Raw genomic sequence first — 18520 nt, 5'->3', positions numbered from 1 at the left:
CACCACCAGACAAATGTTGCGTGAATCGCAAGCCACCACGGCAAGCGGGAAATCGCCGGAAACACATTTGCCGTGCGCGATTTTGCCTACATGCCGGATCTATCGTTGCGCTCCGAGAAAACGACTGTGGCGCGGCATGCACCTGCGCCTTCTCGCCGCAGGCGACGCGTAATCGAGGTGAAATCGCCGCGCGTAAAACTCGCGTATATCCTCAAGAGCTTCGGATTAATTGCGGCAAAGTCGCCGTCGCTACGACAAATTGCCAGTTTTCGCGTCATTGTGCTGGATCTGGAATCTCGTCTCGGCGCCGCGAGGCATCCAACGTAAGACCGTCATCTTAACCTCCCGGTTACCCCCGTTCTTGCAGGTTTCGCCGTGCAATATCGGCGGAAAAGCCGCAGCGGTGGGCCGCAAGCCCGCCGTCAGATCGGCACAGAAACGCCGAAATTGCGGCGTTCATTCACGGGACATTCCATCGGCGGTAATCGCCACTAGGTTGAAGCGCAGTGTCTTGGAATGAACACCACGGTGAACGAAGGGAACCAAAGGCACCGGACGAGCAGTGACGCGATACATGAGTATCCAAATCGGATCACGAAACTTACGTAACGACGCCCTGTGCGCCACCGGAATTCCACCCTCCGGCAGGTTGCGAAAGGCGGCAGATCGGGCCAATGGGGCCGTGCCCCAAAAGAAAAAAGAAGAAGAGCGCTTCGACATGGAAAGACCAAACTCTCAATCCAATCACCCCGACACAACGGAGGCTCAGGGGACGTGAGCACCAAACCCAAGGTCATCATTTCGACCGACATCGGTGGAAATGACAAAGACGATGCGCAATCTCTGATTCATGCTCTGCTCTACGCTGACGAAGTCGACTACCTCGGGTTCATCGGCACAACGAGTGACGAGAACGGAGTCGACTCAATCACGCCGATGGAGAAGATCGTCGCGGCCTACGCGAAGGATCTGCCGAACCTGTCGCAGGACGGAGACTATCCGAGCGCCGCGGAAATGGCCGCGCTGATTACGCAAGGCGCCACCGAGCCGGACTGGCCCGGCACACTTTCCGATGGTGCGAAACTCATCATCGAAGAGGCGCGCAGCGCCTCGCCGGACGATCCGGTCTATCTTCTGGCATGGGGACCAATCCACGACATCGCGCGAGCGCTCTACGAAGCGCCTGATATCGTTGAGAATGTGCGTGTCATCAGCATCAACCCCTACGGCCAGGATTCGTCCAATCCGCAAGCCTACAATTGGTTGAAAAACGCTGTCTCAAACAATGCGGACTATGCGGACCTGTGGTGGATACTCTCCAACGAAACTTTCCGCGGCATGTACGTCGGCAAGAATGGAGAGAACAATCCCAGCCTGAACATGGACTGGCTAGAGGAGTTCGTCGACGGTCATGGCGCGCTCGGGGAACTCTACTTCGAGACCTATGCCGTTGACCTTTACGGCAAGGGGTCGGTCGACGGCCTGAAGATGGGCGATACACCGTCGCTGCTGTACCTTCTGGACGAAGTCAACAACGACGATCCCACGGCCAGCAGTTGGGGCGGCAGCTTCAAGCAGGCCAGCTGGGGGACGAACGTTTGGGTCGACAAAACCGATTCCGCGTCCAGCATGGGAAGCTATGACGGCGCGGCGACCGTTTACGAACATCGCGACGAGGTTTGGGGCGAGTTCGCTGAGCTTCTCGACCTGGCGAAGGACGGCTCGGACTCCGCTGGCGACGGCGGATCGGAACCCGATGACTCAGGCAGTGACGCAGGAGATGATTCCGGTGATGACGGCTCGACCGGCGGTGACGACGGTAGCGACGGCGGCGACGGAACAACGGGCCAGGAAGGCAGCGAGACCGATGACGACCCAATGGAGGAAGCCGCGCTTCCGGCATTCTCCATCGTCGGCAGCAACGCCAATGAGACCTTCTACGGAACTGGAAGCGCGGACAGCATCTATGGCGGTCGCGGTGACGACCTGATCATTTCGCGCGGTCAGTCCGACGTCGTCGCCGGTGGCGCGGGGAACGACGAACTCCGCGCTGGTGCCGGAAACGACACGCTGATCTACGTGATCGGACACAACTTCGGCTCGACAGACCACTACAAGGGCTATTCCGGCGTTGATGTGCTGAAGATTTACGGTACGGCGGAGGAACTGGCGGACAGTGACCTTGTCGACGACATCGCTGCGCTGAAGGCCTTTATCACCAGCAACTACGATGCGACGTCGCACAGTGGCAAGGACTTCACGTTCGACAGCATCGGCCTCACGGTTCGTGCGATCGAGAAGGTCGAACTGGTTTTGATCGACAACGACGACACGACCACCGAGACCGACGCCGAGGCTTCGAATGAAGCACCTGATGCCCGGGACGACTCGGCAACGACGGACGAAGAAACTGCCGTGACTATTGCTGTTCTGCAAAACGATACGGACGACGATGGCGATTCACTCAGCCTTTCGTCTGTGTCTCAAGGCAGCAACGGAACCGTCGTTCTGAACAGCAATGGCACGGTCACGTATACGCCCGATGCCGACTTCGCGGGATCGGACAGCTTCTCCTACACCGTGTCCGACGGCACCGACACTTCGACGGCGACCGTTTCCGTGACGGTAGAGGCAGCCGACTCTGATGGCACAACCGGTGCGGATGATGACGACACCGGGACGCCAACCGAAGACGCATTGCCGGAATACGAAGAGGACGGCAGCGCCGGCGATGACACGCTGAAGGGCGGCGGCTCCGAAGACAGTATCAACGGCCAGGGCGGCGACGATTACATCGTTAGTCGCGGCGACGATGATAAAATCGCGGGCGGTTCGGGAAGCGATCATCTTCGGGCTGGCGCAGGCGCCGATATTCTCGCCTACCTGATCGGAAAAAACCTCGACGACGAGGACCGGTACGAGGGCATGGCGGGCTTCGATAAGCTGCAAATCTACGGCACAGATGCACAATTGTCGGACGCCGCGTTCCTTGACGATATCGCTGAGCTGAAAGACTTCATTTCGGACAACTACGATACTTCGAGCCACGGTGGAGAAGTGTTCGATTTCGACAGCATCGGCCTTAGCGTGCGCGGTATCGAGGGCGTCGAATTGATCACAATCGACGATACGCCGGCATAGCCATACCGCAATCGCGTGAATGGAAGGGGAGCGTCAGACGCTCCCCTTCTTCTTTTTGGCGACCTCACGAGCCCGTCGGCTATTCTCCGAAGCCCGGAAGTCTCGTTGGAGCTTTCTGTGTCATCGAGCGCGCGCCACCCGTCGAGCGCGCCTTCGCCCGCTCGACGTAGCAAGCTGCCGTCCCGTTTTTCCGCCACTCAAGCTTCCCGCGTCGCCATGCAGGTCCGGCACGCTATCTCCGGCGAAGTGTCACCTCCAACAGGCAAGAGTCAGGCGCGCGCCCACACAGAGATCGCACCGGCATTCGTGGACGAAGACGCCAGCGAACCCGGAAACGTTCAACCTGCAAACGATGCGGACCATGGCCTCAGGCCATAACCTCCTTTGCTTCCGCACTTATTCGCTCGGCTTCCTTGCCGTGGACTTCCTCGTAGTGATCGAATTCTGCCTCGAACCAGGCCGTGCCCTGTGCGGCACCACCGAGAGAACGTGAGAGTTCGTCGAGTGACGAATCTGGCAACAGCGCGTGGAAAATATCCCAGCCCTTCGCCTCCGGATTTGGATCGAAACCGAGCACCTGCCCCTTGAGGGAACTCACAAGCGTCACGATGGCGCCGGAGAAGATCGACGGGACGTGAATGTTGACCCGATCGATGGGCTGCAAGAGGGACGGAGAGGCCATTCCAAGCGCTTCCTTCACACAGGCCTTGCCGGCTGCCCGGAATGCGAAATCCGAACTGTCGACCGAGTGCGACTTGCCGTCCGTCAGTGTCACCGCGACATCGATCACCGGGAAGCCCAGCGGACCCAGCGCCAGCGCATCCTTCGCCCCGGTCTCGACCGCGGGAATGTAGTTGCGCGGCACGGCACCGCCCTTGACCACCTCGTCGAAAGCAAAGCCTTCGCCGCGGGATCGCGGCGCAATCGTCATGTGAACATCGGCAAATTGCCCCGCGCCGCCGGACTGCTTGCGGTGCCGATGCTGATGATCGACCCGTTTTGCTATCGTCTCGCGGTAACTGGCCGCGACGGGTGCCGTTTCCACGGGTATTCCGAAATCGGCCTCCAGGACAGCCTGTATCCGGCGCAAGTGCATTGGGCCCTGCAACCGCAAGACCGCGTGGCCGCTGGCCTCGTCCTGCGCCACGCGCAGCCCCGGGTCCGTCTCTTCCAGCCGGGCCAACGCCGCCGAAAGCCTGGCATCGTCCTTCTCGTGCTGCGGCGTCACAAGGCTCGCATGACTCGGCACATGGCCGCGCGTCCAGTCGGGCATCTCCGTTCTTCCGTCAGCGGTGTACAGGAACCCCGCATCCAGATGGTCCGATTTCACAGCAATACCCACGGCACCCACCGGGATCGCCTGTACCGGGTGCTTTGCGTCGATGCCGCTCAGGTTGCCGATGCTTCCGCCACCGAGTGCAGCCCCGGACGGGATCTCCCCGCCGAGCGCGCGCAGCACAACGGCCTTGCCCATGTGCTTCCGGAAACTCGCGAAGACACCGGCGGCGAGGGCAGATTGCCCAAGGCGCTCTGCTGTCACCTGCGCGGAAGGCGCTTCGTGGCGCAGGGATTTCATCAATCGGGTGATGCCGTTCTTGCCACTTGCCGAACCGAGAAAGGCCGGGATGTCCTCCGTCTCGCGCAGCACACCGGCGGCCACATCGTAGACTTCGTCGAGCGGCGGCGTCTTGTCTTCGATCAGTTCCTCCAGCAAGTGATCGTCGAAGTCGGAAAGGTGTTCCAGCAACTCGGCGCGGGCTTCCTGTTCGCGCTCAAGTACACCGTCCGGAATCTCGATCAGACGCGAGGGTTCGCCGGCTTGGAATTTCCAGGCGCGTTCGGAGATCAGGTCCACGGTCCCAACGATCTCGCCGCCTTGGTGAATTGGCACCTGGCGCAGGATAATCGTGTGGTTCGCATAGGCTTGCAACTCCGCGACGATGTCCCGTACCCGGTTGTCCGTGGTGTCCATGCGGTTGATGAAAAGGACGCAGGGTGTGCCGCTTTCCTCTGCCAACCGGAGGTAGGGGGCGCAGAGCACGGCTGCTTCAGGCTCTGGTGGTACGCATAGGATGGCTGCGTCGCTGGCTGCCAGAGCCTGTCCAACGAAGCCCAGGTAGTCGGACCCGCCGGCGATATCGAAGGCACACCACGGCTCGTCCAGATAGGTGAACTCGGTCAGGGAGAAAAAATCGGTCAGCTCGGACTTGACGGGTTTGGAGTCGAGTTGGCTCAGAGCCTCGACAAGGGTCGTCTTGCCCGAGCTCGATGGGCCTAGGACAGTGAAGCATCGCATCTTTGGGTTCCTCCAAACTTTGACGGTTTGGCGGGAAAGACCGCGATGCGCATCCTGGTTCGCGTCTGGCGGCGAACCTTTGGGGATCCCGCGCGGTCTCGCGCCGCCGTCTGATCCAGCCCCGCAGCCCGGCCGGCGTCTCCCCGATCCGCCGGATCGTTAAGGCCGCGCCGCGCGGCCCCCCAGTATTCCGTCGATGCGGGCGGGATCGTCAAGGGAAAGTGGCGGGATTTCGCTGCGACATTCACGTGTTTACGCTCACGGAGCGCGGGGTTGCACGCCGCGAGCCTCGCGATAGATAGAAAATGCAGTTCAGTTCGGGAGGACGCGATGGCCTGGATCGACCGTTTCGACGGGCTTGCCCGGCTCGACCCCGCCGTAGTGGCCACACTCACCTCCCGGACGCGCGTCGTCACGGTGCCCAAGGGGTCGGTTGTTTTTGGCCCCGGCCACGCTCCCGAAAACATGCTGTTGCTTCTCACAGGCACGGTGAGGGTCCAGAAGATCTCCGACACGGGTCGCGAGATCGTGCTCTATCGCGTGCGGGCGGGCGAAAGCTGCGTGCTGACCACGGCTTGCCTGTTGGCGCATGAGGATTACTCCGCCGAAGGCGTTGCCGAGACCGATGTCGAGGCCGCTGCGATCCCGCGCGGTGTTTTCGACGATCTCATCGCCCGGTCTGATGCCTTCCGACAATTCGTCTTCGACACCTATTCGCGCCGCATCACCGATCTCTTCGTGGTCATCGAAGAGGTGGCCTTCCGCCGGATGGATATCCGGCTTGCGCAGAAGTTGCTGGAGCTGGCGGCGGGTGACACGGTCAGAGCCACGCACCAGAACCTCGCGTCCGAGCTGGGCACTGCCCGCGAGGTCGTGTCGCGCCAGCTGGCCGAGTTCCAGCGGCGCGGCTGGATCGCCCAGTCGCGCGGCACAGTGGAAATCGCCGACGATATGGCACTCCAGCGGCTTGCGTCCGGCTCCGGATAACAGCGGCACGGTACATCTTTTCAAATTCAATATCTTGAATTTGTCTGCGGGACGCATTATTACTCGTGATACTTGGAGAGAGCGCAAAGCTCCACGGGTCAACGACAACCGGACAATGCTCCGGACACCGGCGGTTTCTACGCTCCACAGCAGGAAATCGGATGCCGGCCTGGTTTCGGTGACTTGGTCACTGAAACACACCTGCGACTCGGGGTAGAGATATCCCGACACCCGATAACGAAGGAAACGCAACCATGACCAAGAATATGGGCTCCGCCGACCGCATTGTTCGCGCCATCGTCGGCATCGTGCTGCTCATCGCCGCCTTTACCGCTGGTTGGAGCGGGCTGTGGACGGCCATCGCCGCCGTCGTTGGCCTGGTGATGCTGGGCACCTCCGCCATGGGGTACTGCCCGCCGTACCAGATCCTCGGAATCAAGACCTGCAAGACAGATAGCTGACGCATGACAATCGTGAACTTCACGCCTCTGGCGTCTCTCTTCGGCGGCAGCCTGATCGGGCTGGCCGCCGTTCTGCTCATGCTGGTTTTGGGCCGCATTATGGGGGCGACGGGCATCCTGGCCGCCGCGATTTGGGGGGAGGACGACCGCGCCTGGCGATGGGCGATTCTAGCCGGAATGATCAGCGGCCCCGCCCTTTATCTATCGCTCACCGGCGAGTGGCCAGAAATAACCGTGCCCGTTTCGACGCCGGCATTGGTGATAGGTGGCCTTCTGGTCGGCGTGGGTGTATCCTACGGGTCGGGCTGCACGTCCGGCCATGGTGTCTGCGGGATGGCGCGTCTGTCGCCTCGTTCGATTGCGGCGACACTCACCTTCATGCTGACGACCGGGCTGACGGTTTATGTCACCCGCCATATGATGGGGGGATGAGGGTATGCGTCTGATCCTGACCTATGTGATCGGGCTGGTTTTCGGCCTCGGGATATCCATTTCCGGGATGAGCAATCCCGAGAAAGTCCTGAATTTCTTCGACATCACAGGCACCTGGGACCCTTCTCTCATGTTCGTGATGGGGGGAGCATTGGTCGTCACCTTTTTCGGATACCGCTGGGTGCTGAAGCGGCCCGGCCCGAGCTTCGACCAGATCTTTCACCTGCCGCAGAACCGTGCGCTCGATACGAAGCTCATTGGCGGCTCCGCTGTCTTCGGCGTGGGCTGGGGGCTCTCGGGATTCTGTCCGGGCGGCGCGCTGCCCGCGATCGGCACCGGACGTTCCGAAGTGCTGATCTTCGCCGCGGCCCTTATCGCCGGCATGGGGCTGGCGCGGTTTATCAACACCCATATGGCCGTACGGTTCCAGACACCCAGCTACGCCAAGCACCAGCCGGCGCCGCATGGGCCGCTGACTCACGTTCCACACGCCACAGACGAAAAATCTGACAACACCTGAGGAGGGAAGAATGGACTACCCTGTCGACATCTCCTTGAAGCCCGACGTCACCGGCTTCTTCGACGACGCCACCAATACGATCAGTTATGTGGTGAAGGACCCGAACTCGAACTCCTGCGCCATCGTCGATTCCGTCATGGATATCGACTATGCCGCCGGGCGGATCACCTACGCGCACGCCGACGAGTTGATCAGATTCGTCGAGGACAACGGCCTGAAGCTCGAGTGGTTGATCGAAACCCACGTCCACGCCGACCACCTCTCTGCCGCGCCCTACATACAGGAGAAGCTGGGCGGCAAGATCGGCATCGGCGAGCACATCGTCACCGTGCAGAACGTTTTCGGCAAGATCTTCAACGAAGGGACCGAATTCCAGCGCGACGGCAGCCAGTTCGACGCGCTCTTCAAGGACGGAGACACCTATACGGTTGGTGGCATGGAGGTGTTCGCCATGCACACGCCCGGCCACACGCCTGCTTGCATGGTGCATGTGATGGGTGATGCCGCCTTTGTCGGCGACACGCTCTTTATGCCGGACGGCGGATCGGCGCGGGCCGACTTCCCCGGCGGCGATGCGGCCACACTCTTTGACAGCATCCAGAAGGTGCTGACGCTCCCCGACGAGACCCGCCTCTTCATGTGCCACGACTACGGCCCCAACGGCCGGGACATCCAATGGGAGACGACCGTCGGTGAAGAAAAGGCACACAATATCCACGTCGGCGGCGGCAAAACGAAGGAGGAGTTCGTCCAGTTCCGTACCGAACGCGACGCGACACTGGACATGCCCAAGCTGATCATCCCGTCACTGCAGGTGAACATGCGGGCAGGAGAGGTCCCAACCGACGACGATGGCGTGCCAATGCTGAAAGTACCGGTGAACGGTCTCTGAATCAGCGAAACAAGAGCGGGCGCCGGGGCGCGATGCGCCGCCCCGCGCTGATCCCTTGGAGGAGAACAGGACCATGGAATTCAAGAAGCTGACAGACGGCCTGTCGGTCGCTGGACAGATCACCATTTCAGACGTCCAGAAGATAAAGGACGCGGGCTTCCGCGCAATCGTCTGCAACCGTCCTGACGGCGAGGGCAACGACCAACCCACCTTCGAGGAAATCGAACAGGCGGCCGTGGAAATGGGTCTGGAGGCGCGCTATCAGCCCGTGACCTCCGGCATGGTTCAGGACGAACAGGCCGAAGAATTCGGTCGCACGCTGACCGAACTGCCGGGGCCGGTTCTGGCCTACTGCCGTTCCGGTATGCGCTCAACGACTCTCTGGTCGCTGAGTCACGCGCGAGACATGGAACCGGCAAAGATCCTCGCCGCCGCAAAGGCCGCCGGCTACGACATGGGCGGCGTGGTGCGCCGCATCGTCAACGGCGGCAAGACGCCAACCGACACCGGCGATGCGAAGTTCGACGTGGTGATTGTGGGGGGCGGTGCCGGCGGTATCTCGGTCGCCTCCTCGCTGAAGTCGCGGATGCGCGACATTGAAATCGCCGTCATCGACCCGGCCGACATCCACTACTATCAACCCGGCTGGACCATGGTCGGCGCCGGCGTCTTTGACCCTGCCACCACCGCCCGCACCATGGGCAGCCTGATCCCGAAGGGCGTTCACTGGATCAAGGCTGCGGTGGCGGCCTTCGAGCCGGCCAATAATGCCGTCATTCTCGACGGCTGCCGGGTGGTGAAATACGACCGCCTCGTCGTCTGCCCGGGGCTGAAGCTCGACTGGCATGCGGTGGACGGGCTGGTGGACACACTCGGTCACCACGGTGTCACCTCCAACTACCGGTATGACCTCGCGCCCTACACGTGGAAGCTCGTTCAGGGCCTGCGCAAGGGCCGTGCTGTCTTCACGCAACCGCCAATGCCGATCAAATGCGCCGGTGCACCCCAGAAGGCGATGTATCTCTCAGGTGATCATTGGTGGCGCGAAGAGGTACTGGGCAATATCGACATCCAGTTCATGAATGCCGGCGGCGTTCTCTTCGGCGTGAAGGATTACGTTCCGGCACTGATGGAATACGTGCAGAAATACGACGCCACGCTGAATTTCTTCCACAATCTCGTGGCAATCGACGGCCCCGGCAAGACGGCCACGTTCGAGGTCAAGGCGCCGGACGAGGAACCGCGCACGGTGCAGACCGAATTCGACATGATCCACGTCTGCCCGCCGCAGACAGCGCCAGACTTCATCCGCGTCTCGCCGCTGGCTGATGCGGCCGGCTGGGTCGACGTCGACCAGATAACCCTGCGCCACAAGTCTTACGAGAACATCTGGTCGCTCGGTGACGTGATGAACGCGCCGAACGCGAAAACCGCCGCGGCGGCCCGGATGCAGGCCCCGGTGGTCGCCGCCAACGTGACCGCCGACATCCTCGGTGGCAGTCCACAGGGCGCGTACAACGGCTACGGCTCCTGTCCACTCACAGTGGAGCGTGGCAAGATCGTTTTGGCCGAGTTCGGTTACGGGGGCACCATTCTGCCCACCCTCCCGAAGTGGATAATCGACGGCACCAAACCCACCCGTGCGGCCTGGATCCTGAAGGAAATGCTTCTGCCGCCCGTCTATTGGGGCGCAATGCTCAAGGGCCGGGAATGGATGGCCAAGCCCGAGAAGGTCACCGGCGAAGGCCCCGTGTCGGCCTAGCACCCAGAATTCGGCGCGGCCGCCTTCGGTCGCGCCGTTCAAGCGATACGATTGCCTGTCAGGAGTCCCGATGCCCCCTACCCTCCGCCGCTACCTGCCAATCCTCGACTGGGGCAGCCGTTACGACCGCCGGACGCTGGAAAGCGATGCGCTGGCGGCGGTCATCGTGACGATCATGCTGATCCCGCAATCGCTGGCCTATGCCCTCCTCGCTGGCCTTCCGGCGGAAATGGGGCTCTACGCCTCGATCCTGCCGCTCGTGGCCTACGCAGTCTTCGGCACCTCGCGCGCGCTCGCCGTCGGGCCGGTTGCCGTGGTCTCGCTGATGACCGCCGCCGCCATTGGCAACCTTGGCCTCACCGACCCTGGGGCCATCGCGCTGGCCGCTGTGACGCTGGCTTTCCTTTCAGGATTGTTCCTGACCGCGATGGGCCTGTTTCGGCTCGGTTTCATCGCCAATTTTCTATCACACCCGGTGATCGCGGGGTTCATCACCGCGTCGGGGATCCTGATCGCGGCTTCGCAGCTCAAGCATATTCTTGGGGTGGAAGCGTCGGGACACAACCTGCTCGAAACATTGTCCCATCTGCTGGGCAACCTCGGTCGCACGAACCTCTGGACCCTCATCATCGGCGTGTCGTCCATCGTGTTCCTGTTCTGGGTGCGCAAGGGATTGAAGCCGCGACTTCTGAAGGCCGGGATCAACCCGCGCCTGGCAGATGTCTTGACGAAAGCCGGCCCGGTCGGCGCGGTCGTGGTGACAACGCTCTTTACCTGGATCTTCGGCCTCGCCGACCGCGGTGTTGCCATCGTCGGCGACGTGCCCCGCGGCCTGCCCCCGCTCACGGCCCCCTCTTTCGATCCGGGCATGTGGGCCGCGCTGGTCGGCTCGGCAATCCTGATCTCGATCATTGGCTTCGTGGAATCCGTCTCGGTGGCACAAACCCTCGCAGCGAAGCGCCGCCAGCGCATCGACCCGAACCAGGAGCTGATCGGTCTCGGTACATCGAACATCGCGGCATCCATCTCCGGCGGCTACCCCGTCACCGGGGGCTTCGCGCGATCGGTGGTGAATTTCGACGCGGGTGCCGAAACGCCGGCAGCGGGCGCTTTCACCGCCATAGGCATTCTACTCGCCGCGCTTCTGCTCACGCCGCTGATTTACTTCCTGCCCAAGGCAACGCTCGCGGCAACGATCATCGTCGCGGTGCTGAGCTTGGTCGATTTCACCGTCGTGAAACAGGCCTGGCGCTTCTCAAGGGCCGATTTCTTTGCCGTCGGCGCCACGATCCTGCTCACGCTCGGCATGGGTGTGGAGGCCGGCGTCTCCGCCGGTGTCGCTTTGTCTATCTTCCTTCACCTCTACAAAACCTCGCGGCCCCATATCGCCGAACTCGGCCTTGTCCCCGGCACCCACCATTTCCGCAACATCCTGCGCCACGATGTTGAAACCGATCCGAAAGTGCTCACACTGCGGGTCGACGAGAGCCTCTACTTCGCCAATGCGCGCTTCCTGGAGGATTACATCTACGATCGTGTCGTCGGCGAATGCGCACTCGAACATGTCGTGCTCAACTTCCCGGCCGTCAACGAGGTGGACCTGTCAGCATTGGAATCGCTGGAATCGATCCTCCATCGTTTGAAGGACATGGGAATTCACCTGCACCTCTCAGAGGTGAAGGGCCCGGTGATGGACAGGCTGAAACGCAGCCACTTCCTAGAGGAAATGAACGGCCGCGTATTCCTGTCCCAGTACGACGCCTGGATGGCACTGAGCGATCAGGGGGCGACCGCCCGCGCCGCCGAGTAATCCGGCAGGCTCAGCGCCCCAACCCGGTTTCTTCTGTCTCAAAATATCCCCGGGGGGAGCGCGGCTGCCGGCCGCGCGGGGGGCAGACGGCCCCCCGGTCCCTGTAGCCTCCACGCAATCCGGTTGGCATCGCATGCGCCCCTGCCGTATGAGGCTGTATGGACCTGCCCGATTTCTCCATCACCGAGATGCAGAGCCTCTCCGTCGAGGGCGCCGGCCTGCGCCGCCATGCCATTGTGCCGGCAACCGCCCGTGGCGACGGTTTCGAGGACGCCTATGACTGGACAACGCTTTGGTACGACGCGGTCCAGCTTCCGGGTGAGATTCACCTCGTCTGCCCGAAACTTCTCAACTTCAAGGCACTCGTCGCAGACGGCGCGATCCTTGCCGACGGCAAGCCCGCCCGCATCGCTCGCAGGCACTCTTTTCGCCGCCACGATATCGTTCGGCTGCGCACCGACGTCCCGGCAACAGAGGTTTCCACTTCCGCCGGCCGGTGGCGGGGTGCGAGCGGCGTGAGCCCGGAGCAGACGGACATCTTCGCGGGGCTCAACGCCTCGCTCCACATCTCCCGCAACAACCGGCTGGACTGGATCGCCGACTGGGCGCGGTTCCATATCGGCGAACACGGATTGGAAGCGATGCTGGTGATGGACAATGCCTCCGATGCCTATCCCCCGGCGGCGATTCTCGACACGCTCGCGTCCGCCGGGCTCAAGCGCGCTGTCGTTCTGAAGGTACCCCACCGCTACGGCCCCGTACGCCAGAAATCCGGTGGCGGCGGCGCGAAGTTCCTTCAACCGGCAATGCTCAACCTTGCACGCTTGCGGTTTCTCTCCCGTGCCCGGGCCGTCCTCAACGCGGATCTCGACGAGTTGGTCTGGACACGCGCCGGATCGGTCTTCGACGCCGCGGTCTCCAGTGCAGCGGGCTTCGTCACCTTCGAGGGCCGCTGGCGAATGCCTCCGTCTGGTGCCGCGCCGCCCTTCCGCCATGCCGATCACAGGTTTCTGCGCGGAACTGACAAGCCGTGCCCAACGAAATACTGCCTGCGCCCGGACGGCTGGCGCCGCGGGATCGGCTGGGATGTGCACCGCCCTGAGACCTTGCTTCCCACCGGTCTGCTGAAACGCCGGGACTTCGGGTATTGGCACTGCCGAGGCATCACGACCAACTGGAAGAGCCACAATCGCCTCGGTGGAGCAAAATCAGGTGCGGAGGATCCCTTTGCCGCAGCGACGTTGGACCGGCTGCTCCCTGAGAGTTGAGCGGCCAGGCCCACGGTGTTTGCGCATTGGCAAGGCGGTATCCTGCATGAAAGGCCAGACAAGCCCCGGTCCGGGCAATGCAGCCACCCGCTCCACCCCCTTGCCCCGCCTCATCCCCCATGCGACCGTACGGGCGTAGCGATCAGGGAGGACTCAGCGGTGCAGACCGAGAAAAAACGCACCACGGCCGTCACCCGCGGCCTCGACCATCTGCCGCAACTGGCGGAACTCCCCAGAAATCCCGGCATGGACCTCGACATGGACTGGGTCATGCGTGCACAGGCCAACCGCTCCGCGATCGAGCGCCGCGCTGCCACGTTGCCCGCCCGCCGCACGGTCAAGAAGGCCTATCAAGCCGCCTGGCTGCTGAAAGCAATCTCGCTCATCGACCTCACCACGCTTTCGGGGGACGACACGCCGGGCCGCGTGCGCCGACTCTGCGCCAAGGCCCGCCAGCCGGTGCGGGCCGACTTGCTCGAAGCGATGAATGTCCCCCATCTGACCACCGGTGCGGTGTGCGTCTATCACGATATGGTGCCCACAGCCGTCGCAGCTCTGAACGGTTCAGGCATTCCCGTCGCCGCGGTCTCCACCGGTTTTCCCGCCGGGCTTTCGCCCTTTGCGCTGCGGGTGGCCGAGATCGGGGAATCGGTCAAGGCCGGAGCGGCGGAGATCGACATCGTGATCTCCCGCCGTCACGTGCTCACCGGCAACTGGCAAGCGCTCTACGACGAGATGCGAGAATTCCGCGCCGCCTGTGGCCAAGCCCATGTGAAGGCGATCCTCGCCACGGGCGAGCTTGGCACATTGCGCAACGTCGCCCGTTCCAGCCTGATCTGCATGATGGCGGGCGCCGATTTCATCAAGACCTCCACCGGCAAGGAATCCGTCAACGCCACGTTGCCCGTGAGCCTCGTGATGACGCGCGCGATCCGCGACTACCACGCCCGCACCGGCTTCCGCGTCGGCTACAAACCCGCCGGCGGCATCTCCAAGGCGAAGGACGCGCTCTCCTACCTGGCACTTCTCAAGGAGGAGCTTGGGCACCGCTGGATGCAGCCCGACCTCTTCCGCTTCGGCGCGTCCTCGCTTCTGGGAGACATCGAGCGCCAGCTGGAGCACCATGTCACCGGCGCCTATTCCGCCGCCCACCGCCACCCGCTGGCATGACCGCCACGACCGGAACCCCGGCATATGGATCACTAGACGTCATGAGTATTCAGAACATCTTCGACAGCATGGATTACGGACCGGCCCCGGAAAGCGATGCCGAGGCACAGGCCTGGCTCGAAAGCCACGGACGCGCTTTCGGACATTTCATCGGTGGCAAGTTCACCCAGGCAAGCGAGGGCTTCGAGAGCCTCAACCCGGCCACGGGAGCGCTTCTCGCCAACGTTACCCAGGCGACGGAGGCCGACATTGCGGCCGCCGTGGAGGCCGCCCGCGCCGCCCAGCCTGCCTGGGCGGCCCTTGGCGGGCATGCCCGTGCCCGCTACCTCTATGCGCTCGCACGCCTTTTGCAGAAACACGCGCGCCTGCTGGCGGTGCTGGAGAGCCTCGACAACGGCAAGCCGATCCGCGAGAGCCGCGACATCGACGTGCCGCTGGCGCAGCGGCATTTCTATTACCACGCCGGCATGGCGCAACTCATGGAAGCGGAACTTCCTGACCGCGCGCCCATCGGAATCTGCGGTCAGATCATTCCTTGGAACTTCCCGCTTCTGATGCTGGCCTGGAAGGTTGCGCCGGCAATTGCCACGGGAAATACGGTGGTGCTGAAACCGGCGGAATTCACCCCGCTCACCGCGCTGCTCTTTGGAAAGATCTGTCAGGAGGCCGGCCTGCCCGCGGGCGTGGTCAACATCGTCACCGGCGACGGCAACGTAGGCCGGCTCGTTGCCCGTGCGGAGGTCGACAAGATCGCCTTTACCGGCTCCACGGGGGTCGGCCGCGACATCCGCAAGGCAACCGCGGGCACCGGCAAGGCGCTGACGCTGGAGCTGGGTGGCAAGTCCCCCTACATCGTCTTCGAGGATGCCGATCTCGACAGCGCCGTTGAGGGGCTGGTCGACGCGATCTGGTTCAACCAGGGCCAGGTCTGTTGCGCGGGCTCCCGCCTGCTGGTGCAGGAGGGCATCGCCGAAACCTTCTACGGCAAGCTCAAGGAGCGCATGGCCGCACTGCGCGTGGGCGACCCGCTCGACAAGAGCATCGACGTAGGCAGCCTCGTGGACCCGGTGCAACTCGACACCGTCACCCGCATGGTCGAGGCCGGCGCCGGGGCCGGTTCGCTCTACCAGCCGCCGCTCGAGATGCCGGAGGGGTGTTACTACCCGCCTACGCTGATCACCGACCTCGCTCCCTCCGACATGCTGATGCAGGAGGAGATCTTCGGCCCCGTCCTCGTCTCCACTACCTTCCGCACGCCTGCCGAGGCAGTGGCGCTCGCCAATAACACCCGCTACGGGCTGGCCGCCTCGGTCTGGTCGGAAAATGTGAACCTCGCGCTCGACGTAGCGCCGAAACTGGCTGCCGGCGTGATCTGGGTGAACTCCACCAACCTTTTCGATGCCGCCGCCGGTTTCGGTGGGGTCCGCGAGAGCGGTTTCGGACGCGAGGGCGGCTGGGAAGGGCTGCTGGCCTACACCCGCCCTGCCAAGCCTGCGCCGCGCGCCGCCGCGACTGCCCCCGGTGCCGCGCCCGACGCGGCCGCACCCGATGCCCCGCTCGACCGCACGGCGAAGATGTATGTGGGCGGCAAGCAGGCGCGGCCAGACGGCGGCTATTCGCGCGCGATCTGGTCGCCAAAAGGCGCGTTGCTCGGCCACGTGGGCGAGGGCAACCGGAAGGATCTGCGCAATGCCGTCGAGGCCGCGGGTAAGGCAACGGGCTGGGCCGGCGCCACGGGCCACCTGCGCGCCCAGATTCTCTATTTCATCGCCGAGAACCTCTCCGCGCGTACCGGCGAATTCGCCGCCCGTCTCGACGGGATGACCGGCACCGACGCAGGCAAGGCAGAGGTCGAAGCTGCCATCGACCTGCTCTTCACCCATGCCGCCTGGGCCGACAAGTTCGACGGCGCGGCGAAGGGCGTGCCTCTGCGCGGCCTGGCGCTCGCGGTCAACCGCCCCGTCGGCGTGATCGGCGCGCTCTGCCCGCCGGACCGCCCGCTGTTGGGCCTCGTCGCCGCCATGGCGCCCGCCATCGCCATGGGCAACCGCGTGGTGCTGATCCCCTCCGAGCCATACCCACTGGCCGCCACGGATTTCTATCAGGTGCTGGAGACCTCCGATCTGCCAGCTGGCGTGGTGAACATAGTCACCGGCGCGCAGGAGGTGCTTGGTACAGAACTGGCCACCCATCTCGATGTAGACGCCGTCTGGAACTTCTCCGACCCATCCTTCGACACGGCCATCGAAACCGCCGCTTCCGGTAATCTCAAACGGACCTGGTGCGCGGGTCTGGACACGGCCGGGTCCGGCCGGGAGGCGCTCGCCCACGCGACCGAGATTCACACTATCTGGGTTCCCTACGGCGACTGACGGCGGAAGCGCTCCCGCCGGCGATCGATGCCTTGCGGCATCTCATCGCCGTTGGGCATGGCAGGCTTCGCCTGCATGGACGACCGGCCCGATCGCCGCAACTGGCCACGGCGGGCGTTCCTGAAACGGACGCGTGACGCGCCGTGTCACCGCCGCACCTCCGGACATGCATCAGGACGCTGCGAGCGGGTGCCTGGCACGACAGCCAACCGACACGGCGGCTCCCGTTCCGTGCATCCGCCATGTGCGGCAATCGAATGCGAAACCGGTAGTGCGCATATCCATCCCGCACACAACCACGCCGCGCCGGCGCACCATCTGTCAGTCCCATGCCTCTCGCGCGCGGAATGTGCGCACGGCTCCAGCGGAGGAGACGGGCCTGCGATGCGGCGCCGACGAGCAAGGGCCTCGGTTCGAATGCGCTATGCCGATCCCGCCGCGAAAAGCCGGCTCCCGGGTGCCGAGATACGGGTCGCACCGAGCAATGCAGGACGTGCGCCGCTGCCGAGCTTGAACCGCACGAGTCCGGGCGCGGACACGGTGTCGATCACATCGAGGTCGATCTGTTGCACACCCGTGGATTGCAACCATGTCATCGCGCGCCAAAGCAGCAGGTTGTGCGCCCCGGTTTCCCGCCCCATCGGCCCGGTCCAACCCACGTGGTAGCTCGCTCCGGGGTCATGTCGCAGGAACAGCATCGCAGCCACCGGAGAACCGGCCTTCCAGGCAGTGAAGAGACGCGCTGCGTGCGCACCTCCTGCCGCCACCCAGGCCGCCGTGAACCGCGGTGGAAGGGACCGGTAGCCGCGCTGGCGGGCCTGTGCGGCCTCCTTTCGCAGAAGCCAGTGGCCGGGATCGGGCGGCATGGGTGCGTGACGGATTTCCAACCCGTCTCGTTCAGCCTGCTCAGCGCGAGCGAGGCGGTTGCGCCACTTGCCATGCATCCGTGCCCGCAGCACGTCGGGCGGCGCATCAAGCCGCAAGCTGGCGAGGTGACACGGAGTCACCGCCTCCAACCAGCCACAATGTGCCAGAGGGTCAACGCCGCCGCAAAGCTCCGGCGTCACGGCGACACACCGATGCTCCGTGCGCAGCCGGTCCAACAACCGTATCAGCGCCGCCTGCCGAAATGCTGCCGCGGTGCCCGGCGCCCAGACCGGCCCGCGCGACAGCAAGGCAGCCGTGCCCAGAAGCATCCAGCGGCGCACCAGCACCTGCGCCGCCGCCAGAACACAACCTTCGCGCGACCGCAGCACGAACCGACGCACGCGGCATCCGGACGCCACGCAAGCCGCACCATAGGTTTCATGTTGCTGCATCGGCAGCCCCTCGAGGCCTGGCGGCAGTAGGAGCGACTCGGTTTCCGTCCACTTGACAATCATCGCGCCTATTAACCGGCCGGAAATCTA

At 63.6% G+C, this 18520-nt stretch carries 13 protein-coding genes; 11 read left to right on the top strand and 2 right to left on the bottom strand.

Translation table 11 applies throughout. The features are described from left to right. Positions 1–774 precede the first annotated feature (774 nt). On the top strand, positions 775–3141 hold the full coding sequence (locus ARC39_RS25775; RefSeq protein ID WP_068109315.1) for a nucleoside hydrolase-like domain-containing protein: 2367 nt from the start codon (positions 775–777) through the stop codon (positions 3139–3141). Between the two features lie 367 nt (positions 3142–3508). Here the strand turns inward: ARC39_RS25775 and ARC39_RS02185 are convergent, their stop codons facing one another. Then, entirely contained in the window at positions 3509–5437 is a 1929-nt protein-coding gene (locus ARC39_RS02185) for an elongation factor G (protein ID WP_068109312.1), read from the bottom strand. Between the two features lie 330 nt (positions 5438–5767). On the opposite strand from ARC39_RS02185, the gene ARC39_RS02180 reads away from it, so the two are divergent. From ARC39_RS02180 to ARC39_RS02135, 10 genes are all read left to right on the top strand, one after another. After that, the gene (locus ARC39_RS02180; RefSeq protein WP_068109309.1) at positions 5768–6424 is read left to right on the top strand and encodes a Crp/Fnr family transcriptional regulator; all 657 of its coding nucleotides are present in this window, start codon (positions 5768–5770) and stop codon (positions 6422–6424) included. A 254-nt stretch (positions 6425–6678) separates the two neighbouring features. Continuing rightward, positions 6679–6885: a YgaP family membrane protein gene (locus tag ARC39_RS02175; protein WP_068109306.1), complete on the top strand. Its 207-nt coding sequence runs from the start codon at positions 6679–6681 to the stop codon at positions 6883–6885. Positions 6886–6888: 3 nt separating this feature from the next. Further along, on the top strand, positions 6889–7317 hold the full coding sequence (locus ARC39_RS02170; RefSeq protein ID WP_068109303.1) for a YeeE/YedE family protein: 429 nt from the start codon (positions 6889–6891) through the stop codon (positions 7315–7317). A gap of 4 nt (positions 7318–7321) precedes the next feature. After that, positions 7322–7837 carry a DUF6691 family protein gene (locus ARC39_RS02165; RefSeq protein WP_149866277.1) on the top strand — a complete coding sequence of 172 codons (516 nt, stop codon included), beginning with the start codon at positions 7322–7324 and terminating at the stop codon, positions 7835–7837. Positions 7838–7847: 10 nt separating this feature from the next. Then, complete coding sequence (locus tag ARC39_RS02160) at positions 7848–8729, top strand: MBL fold metallo-hydrolase (protein ID WP_068109301.1); 882 nt, start codon at positions 7848–7850, stop codon at positions 8727–8729. 73 nt (positions 8730–8802) lie between these two features. Beyond that, entirely contained in the window at positions 8803–10491 is a 1689-nt protein-coding gene (locus ARC39_RS02155; protein WP_068109298.1) for a bifunctional protein tyrosine phosphatase family protein/NAD(P)/FAD-dependent oxidoreductase, read from the top strand. 70 nt (positions 10492–10561) lie between these two features. Beyond that, positions 10562–12301 (top strand): SulP family inorganic anion transporter, encoded by a 1740-nt coding sequence (locus ARC39_RS02150; RefSeq protein WP_068109296.1) that lies wholly within the window; start codon positions 10562–10564, stop codon positions 12299–12301. 158 nt (positions 12302–12459) lie between these two features. Further along, positions 12460–13569, top strand: a complete 1110-nt coding sequence (locus ARC39_RS02145) for a hypothetical protein (RefSeq protein ID WP_068109294.1) — start codon at positions 12460–12462, stop codon at positions 13567–13569. A 159-nt stretch (positions 13570–13728) separates the two neighbouring features. Continuing rightward, a complete protein-coding gene (deoC, locus tag ARC39_RS02140; protein WP_236545096.1) occupies positions 13729–14739 on the top strand; it encodes a deoxyribose-phosphate aldolase in 1011 nt (336 codons plus the stop codon). Between the two features lie 41 nt (positions 14740–14780). Then, complete coding sequence (locus ARC39_RS02135) at positions 14781–17111, top strand: aldehyde dehydrogenase family protein (protein WP_068109291.1); 2331 nt, start codon at positions 14781–14783, stop codon at positions 17109–17111. Positions 17112–17533: 422 nt separating this feature from the next. On the opposite strand, the gene ARC39_RS02130 is transcribed toward ARC39_RS02135, so the two are convergent. Next, positions 17534–18430, bottom strand: a complete 897-nt coding sequence (locus ARC39_RS02130; RefSeq protein ID WP_161470920.1) for a GNAT family N-acetyltransferase — start codon at positions 18428–18430, stop codon at positions 17534–17536. Positions 18431–18520 lie beyond the last annotated feature (90 nt).

This window comes from Tropicimonas marinistellae (genome assembly GCF_001509585.1).
Classification (GTDB): domain Bacteria; phylum Pseudomonadota; class Alphaproteobacteria; order Rhodobacterales; family Rhodobacteraceae; genus Tropicimonas; species Tropicimonas marinistellae.
This window is presented reverse-complemented; position numbering and strand designations above follow the sequence as displayed.

What these genes read in the sequence shown, in the direction of transcription:
- ARC39_RS02165 (WP_149866277.1), top strand. Translation starts at nt 7,322, where the DNA reads ATGCGTCTGATCCTGACCTATGTGATCGGGCTGGTTTTCGGCCTCGGG.
- ARC39_RS02130 (WP_161470920.1), bottom strand. Translation starts at nt 18,430, where the DNA reads ATGCAGCAACATGAAACCTATGGTGCGGCTTGCGTGGCGTCCGGATGC.
- ARC39_RS02155 (WP_068109298.1), top strand. Translation starts at nt 8,803, where the DNA reads ATGGAATTCAAGAAGCTGACAGACGGCCTGTCGGTCGCTGGACAGATC.
- ARC39_RS02175 (WP_068109306.1), top strand. Translation starts at nt 6,679, where the DNA reads ATGACCAAGAATATGGGCTCCGCCGACCGCATTGTTCGCGCCATCGTC.
- ARC39_RS02135 (WP_068109291.1), top strand. Translation starts at nt 14,781, where the DNA reads ATGAGTATTCAGAACATCTTCGACAGCATGGATTACGGACCGGCCCCG.
- ARC39_RS02180 (WP_068109309.1), top strand. Translation starts at nt 5,768, where the DNA reads ATGGCCTGGATCGACCGTTTCGACGGGCTTGCCCGGCTCGACCCCGCC.
- ARC39_RS02150 (WP_068109296.1), top strand. Translation starts at nt 10,562, where the DNA reads ATGCCCCCTACCCTCCGCCGCTACCTGCCAATCCTCGACTGGGGCAGC.
- ARC39_RS02185 (WP_068109312.1), bottom strand. Translation starts at nt 5,437, where the DNA reads ATGCGATGCTTCACTGTCCTAGGCCCATCGAGCTCGGGCAAGACGACC.
- ARC39_RS02160 (WP_068109301.1), top strand. Translation starts at nt 7,848, where the DNA reads ATGGACTACCCTGTCGACATCTCCTTGAAGCCCGACGTCACCGGCTTC.
- ARC39_RS02145 (WP_068109294.1), top strand. Translation starts at nt 12,460, where the DNA reads ATGGACCTGCCCGATTTCTCCATCACCGAGATGCAGAGCCTCTCCGTC.
- ARC39_RS02170 (WP_068109303.1), top strand. Translation starts at nt 6,889, where the DNA reads ATGACAATCGTGAACTTCACGCCTCTGGCGTCTCTCTTCGGCGGCAGC.